General features: G+C 69.7%; 3 protein-coding genes and 5 pseudogenes. 5 read left to right on the top strand and 3 right to left on the bottom strand.

Annotated features, from left to right (window positions below; translation table 11 throughout):
• Positions 1–267: 267 nt before the first annotated feature.
• The 4 genes and pseudogenes from ABZ281_RS38830 to ABZ281_RS38815 all read left to right on the top strand — a co-directional run.
• A pseudogene (locus tag ABZ281_RS38830) lies at positions 268–498 on the top strand (ATP-binding protein); the annotation flags it as partial.
• Positions 499–769: 271 nt separating this feature from the next.
• Positions 770–1207: a hypothetical protein gene (locus ABZ281_RS38825; RefSeq protein WP_356662713.1), complete on the top strand. Its 438-nt coding sequence runs from the start codon at positions 770–772 to the stop codon at positions 1205–1207.
• Positions 1208–1328: 121 nt separating this feature from the next.
• A pseudogene (locus ABZ281_RS38820) lies at positions 1329–1574 on the top strand (hypothetical protein); the annotation flags it as partial.
• Positions 1575–1629: 55 nt separating this feature from the next.
• On the top strand, positions 1630–1839 hold the full coding sequence (locus ABZ281_RS38815; RefSeq protein ID WP_356662714.1) for a hypothetical protein: 210 nt from the start codon (positions 1630–1632) through the stop codon (positions 1837–1839).
• Positions 1840–1866: 27 nt separating this feature from the next.
• Here ABZ281_RS38815 and ABZ281_RS38810 read toward each other — a convergent pair.
• Positions 1867–2334: pseudogene (locus ABZ281_RS38810) on the bottom strand (transposase); the annotation flags it as partial.
• Here ABZ281_RS38810 and ABZ281_RS38805 point away from each other — a divergent pair.
• Positions 2335–3264, top strand: a pseudogene (locus ABZ281_RS38805) (transposase); the annotation flags it as partial.
• A gap of 76 nt (positions 3265–3340) precedes the next feature.
• Here the strand turns inward: ABZ281_RS38805 and ABZ281_RS38800 are convergent.
• Both ABZ281_RS38800 and ABZ281_RS38795 read right to left on the bottom strand, forming a co-directional pair.
• A pseudogene (locus ABZ281_RS38800) lies at positions 3341–4116 on the bottom strand (nucleotidyl transferase AbiEii/AbiGii toxin family protein).
• The gene (locus ABZ281_RS38795) at positions 4088–4456 is read right to left on the bottom strand and encodes a hypothetical protein (protein WP_356662712.1); all 369 of its coding nucleotides are present in this window, start codon (positions 4454–4456) and stop codon (positions 4088–4090) included. The pseudogene ABZ281_RS38800 and the gene ABZ281_RS38795 overlap by 29 nt, the downstream one beginning before the upstream one ends.
• Positions 4457–4613 lie beyond the last annotated feature (157 nt).

Raw genomic sequence — 4613 nt, 5'->3', positions numbered from 1 at the left:
CGGGATCGATGTCGTAGGCGCGGCCGGCCACAGCCCCGCCCGCCTGACCTCGATAGCGGAGAGCGCGTTCGCCTTGCTGCCCCGCCCACGCCACCGCTGAGACCGGCTCATTGCACAGGCATCTGATGCGGCCGGCCCACTTCGACACTGCGGAGGCACGGCCCGTAGGTTCACGCGCCGCCGTGACCTCGCGTGTTGGTGCGTGCTGTGGTGTCCGGGGGTATGCGGGGTGGGCACTGCTCGGCGCTTCGGACGTGAGGCGGTTCCATGGATGCTGCTGCCCAAAATGAGGGCCAGGACCCGCTTGCCGACCGTCTGATCAGGGCTGGTGCCGCGTTCGAGGGCAGCGCGGAGATCGCCGAGGCCCGTGCCATGGCTCGCGACTTCCTCACCACGGTGCAGGCCGTGCACGGGCTGCCGGTGTCGGAGCGGGCGATGGGCATGGTGCAGCTGGTCGTGAGCGAGCTGGTCACCAATGCGCGAAAATACGCGCTGCCCTGACCGACTGGTTCGGCCGACGGGCCCAGCCGTGGACGGGCCCGTCCACGGCACAGCCCCGGCAGTGCGACTGACCCACATCGGGAAGGCGAGCCCATGGTGCTGAAGAGCCGGGTCAGAGCGAAGTACGCCCGCCTGTTCACGTCTCCCGCGCAGGCGCCGACGGGCGCGCCGCTGGACCGTCTTCGCCGGAGCGCTCATCGCGTCGCCCTTAGTCGCGCTTGCCGTGGCGGCTGTTGGCCTGCTTCCCGCTGGGGTTGCGATCGCGCTGATGCTGACCGCCGGACCGGCCGGACTTGTGCTGCTCACCGAACTGAACACGGAGCGGCCGCCACAGCGCTGCTCCGGAAACCGTCTGACCTCGCGGACGCTGACCGGTGAGCGCACCGTGGACCTGTCCCGGATTGAGCGGGTACGGCTGCTGACCTACTTCTCCCGCAGTGGCGTCTCGGAACGCGTCCTGCTGGTGCGCGACGCCTACGGTGTGTCCCTCGGCCTTACCAGTCCGGCCTCCCACAGGGCGCTGCGCCGAGCCCTCGGCCACCTCCCCAGGCGCGGCCCCCGGCCACGGGCGAGCAGGGCGGCGCTGGCCCATCTCGGCATGCTCCCCGCCCCTGGCCGCCTCGTCGTCCACACCGCCGTCGTCTGGCTGGTCACGGTGCTCGGACTCTGCGGTTACGTGTGCGCCGTGCTCGCACTTGCCACCTGAACACCGAACCCCTGAGCTCCATGGGATCGGTCATCGGTCCAGCGTCTCCAGGCCAGCCGCTTGCCGCCCGCGGTGACCCGCCGCTGACCGGCACCTCACTGCGGGACGTCCCCTTGTCACCATGCAGATGAGAGGCGTTCAGGACTGCCGGGGTCCGGCATGGTGGCCGCCGTGGTGTGGCTCTATGTTGACCGTGTGGATGAGGGTGACCGCTACTTCACGCCTCGTCGTTCGGTGCAGCGGCGGTCGCCTACGCCGAGCCGGAACCGGCAAGTTGACCGCCACGCTGGTCGCCCTGAGTGCCGATGTCATCGCGGTCGAGCCCGATCCGGCCATGCTGATCGAGCTGCGCCGCTCGCTGCCGGGTGTCCGTGCGCTGTCGGGAAGTGCAGAGGCGATCCCGCTGCCGGACGCTTGCGTCGATGCCCGTGCTGGCCGGCAATGCCATGCATTGGTTCGACATGGCCGTCGCGGGACCCGAGATCGCTCGGGTCCTCGCACCCGGCGGCATTCTGGCCGGCCTGTGGAACCTCATGGACGACCAGGCCGAGTGGGTTGCCGGACTCGCACGGGTTAGCGGAGGCGCGGCCATCGGCCTGCGTGACACGCCCGCCGGTTGGGGGTCTGTGTAGCGAACGGTGGAACTCGGTCGGTTTTCTTCAGCGGCGTCCGGCGGTGAGCCGGCCGTCGAAGGTGATGTCGAAGGCTTGGAGTGCGGCCTTCCAGCGCATGGTCCAGCGTTTGCGTCCGGTGCCGGTCGGGTCCAGGCTCATGACGGCCAGGTAGACGCACTTGAGGGCGGCCTGGTCGGTGGGGAAGTGTCCTCGGGCCCGGACGGCTTTGCGGATGCGCGCGTTGATGCTCTCGATCGCGTTGGTGGTGCAGACGATCTTGCGGATCTCCACGTCGAACCGGAGGAAGGGCACGAACTCCGCCCAGGCGGCCTCCCAGAGCCGGACGATCGCCGGATACTTCCCGCCCCAGGCGTCGTCGGTGAACTCCACGAACCGCTCCAGCGCGGCGTCCTCGGTCAGCGCGGCGTCCTCGGTCGGCGCGGTGTAGACGGGCCTGAGCGCCTTCGCGATCTTCTCCCAGTCCTGCCCGGCCGTGTAGCGGAAGCTGTTCCGGTGACCCGCTTGTTCTGCGGCATCGACTGGGCGGAGAGCCACCACGACATAGCCCTCGTTGACCAGGATGGTGACCAGGTCGCCAAACTGCGGATCAGCGATGACTACCCCGGGCTCTGTGCCCTGCTGGAGCTGCTGGCCCGCCACGGCGACAGCCCTGACGCCCCGATCCCCGTCGCCATCGAGACGCCGCGCGGCCTGCTGGTCGCCGCCCTGCGCGCGACCGGTCGAAAGGTCTACGCGATCAATCCTCTCGCGGCGGCACGCTACCGGGACCGCGGCAGCGTCTCCCGCGCGAAGTCGGACGCCGCAAACGCCCGAATCCTGGCCAACATCTTGCGGACCGACATCAAGGCCCACCGCCCGCTGCCCGCCGACAGCGAGCTCGGCCAGGCCGTGGCCGTGCTCGCCCGCGCCCACCAGGACGCGATCTGGGACAAGGGCCAACTCGTCAACCGACTCCGCTCCCACCTGCGCGAATACTTCCCGGCTGCCCTGCTGGCCTTCCACGGCAGCGGCAAGCTCGGCCTCGACTCCGCGTATGCACGTGCGATCCTCACCTCCGCGCCGACCCCGGCCGCAGCCGCCAAGCTCACCCGCGGCCGGCTCCGCGCACTGCTCAACCGGGCGGGCCGGCTCCGCCGCTCAGTCGACGAGGAAGTCGAGCGTCTGCGGGAACTGTTCCGCTCGGAACAGATGCGCCAACTGCCGCTGGTTGAAAAGGCGATGGGAAACCAGACCACGGCCCTGCTGCGGCAGCTCGACGCCGCCTGCACGAGCGGAGACGTCCTCTCCAACGCCACCGAGGAGGCGTTCCTGTCCCACCCGGATGCACAGATCATCACCAGCTTGCCGGGCCTGTCGGTCATGTCCGGCGCACGCGTGCTCGCAGAGATCGGCGACGACCCCACCCGGTTCGCCGACGCCAGAGGGCCGAGGCATCGCGGGCCGGAAGGAGCGTGGCTGCTGGACGGGCGCCTTCGGCGACGCTATACGGGCGGGGAACTCAGTTCTCGTACTCGTCCGGGTCGAAACTGTCGTACGGATCTTCCTGTACGGATCCTGCTTCGCCGTACTCCTTCTCGTACGCGTTCTCGGCCGCGGCCCGGCGCGCCATGGCATCGGACCATGCGCGGGCCCAGGTGCGCAGGTCGGCGATGGTTTGTTCGTCGAGTCCGTACGCGGCGAACTCGGTGTCGTCGATCCAGTCGGCGCCGACCAGGCGGGCCTGGAGTTCGGCGGGGCCGAAGAGGGTGTCGGGGCGGGCGGGCGACGGCCGAATTCTTCCAGGTCGGCGGTGGTCCAGCGGTGGGAGGCGGCGTAGACGTCGATGAGGTCGCGGGCGGCGCCGCGTTCGGCGATGGCTCGGACCTTGGTGCCGATGACGTCCTGCTCGGACAGGACGGGACCGTAGGAGGTCGGGACGGTGGGGTGCCAGAAGACCTCCTTGAGGATGTCGACCTCGCACTCCTGACCGCTGTCGGGATCGGTGACCAGGAAGCGGGCGGAGAGCGGGGAAACCTCGATGGTCTCGGCCCGCCATCCGAGCCGGGTCAGACCGTCGACCAGGTAGTGGGCGATGTCGGCCATGGGGGCAGGGTTCTGGGTGGCGACGTCCAGATCCTGGCTGGGGCGGTCGACGAGCTGGTGCGCCTGGACGGCGTAGCCGCCGGTCAGCACCAGCGGGTAGGGCGAACCGAGGGCGAGGACGTCTTCGAGGAGCCGGGCGTGCGCTCCGGCATCGGTGGTTTCTTCACGCGGCGGTGGCCTGGCCGGCTTCACGCAGCTCGGGGAAGTCGCCCTCCCAGGCGTCGCGGACGGCGGTGCCGATCAGGGTGCGCAGAGTCGGCCATAGCTCGATCAGCAGGTCGGCGTTGAGGAAGCGGCACAGGTCCTCGCGCATGCCCTCGGACAGCACCGTGCGGTACAGGCTCATCCGTAGCCGCGGCCGGTCCAGGTCGAAGGAGCGCAGCCCGGACCAGGCCACCGTCAGCGGCAGCTCGACCACGCCGTGCACCGGTCCGCGCAGCTCGTCCAGGGAGCCGGGCAGCCGCCGGACGAACTTGATTCGGTACGGGTCGGCGACGCCCGGGGCGAGTGCGACGGCTTCGGGGAGCGACATGGCGTCGATTATCCCCGATCGACGCCCGTTGGCAGGAACGGTCTGACATCCAGGTCCAGATTGCTCGGGGATTTGGTGAAGCGTGCGCAGGCTTCATGCCGGGCGGGAAGAGGAACGTGAACAGCACCAGCAGCAGTACGGGTCTGCCGCCGAAGAC

The sequence above is a fragment of the Streptomyces sp. NPDC006265 genome (genome assembly GCF_040613555.1).
Classification (GTDB): Bacteria; Actinomycetota; Actinomycetes; order Streptomycetales; family Streptomycetaceae; genus Streptomyces.
This window is presented reverse-complemented; position numbering and strand designations above follow the sequence as displayed.

Bases quoted from the DNA above. Each gene is read 5' to 3' on its own strand.
- ABZ281_RS38825 (WP_356662713.1), top strand. From the start codon at position 770: ATGCTGACCGCCGGACCGGCCGGACTTGTGCTGCTCACCGAACTGAAC.
- ABZ281_RS38815 (WP_356662714.1), top strand. From the start codon at position 1,630: ATGCCCGTGCTGGCCGGCAATGCCATGCATTGGTTCGACATGGCCGTC.
- ABZ281_RS38795 (WP_356662712.1), bottom strand. From the start codon at position 4,456: ATGTCGCTCCCCGAAGCCGTCGCACTCGCCCCGGGCGTCGCCGACCCG.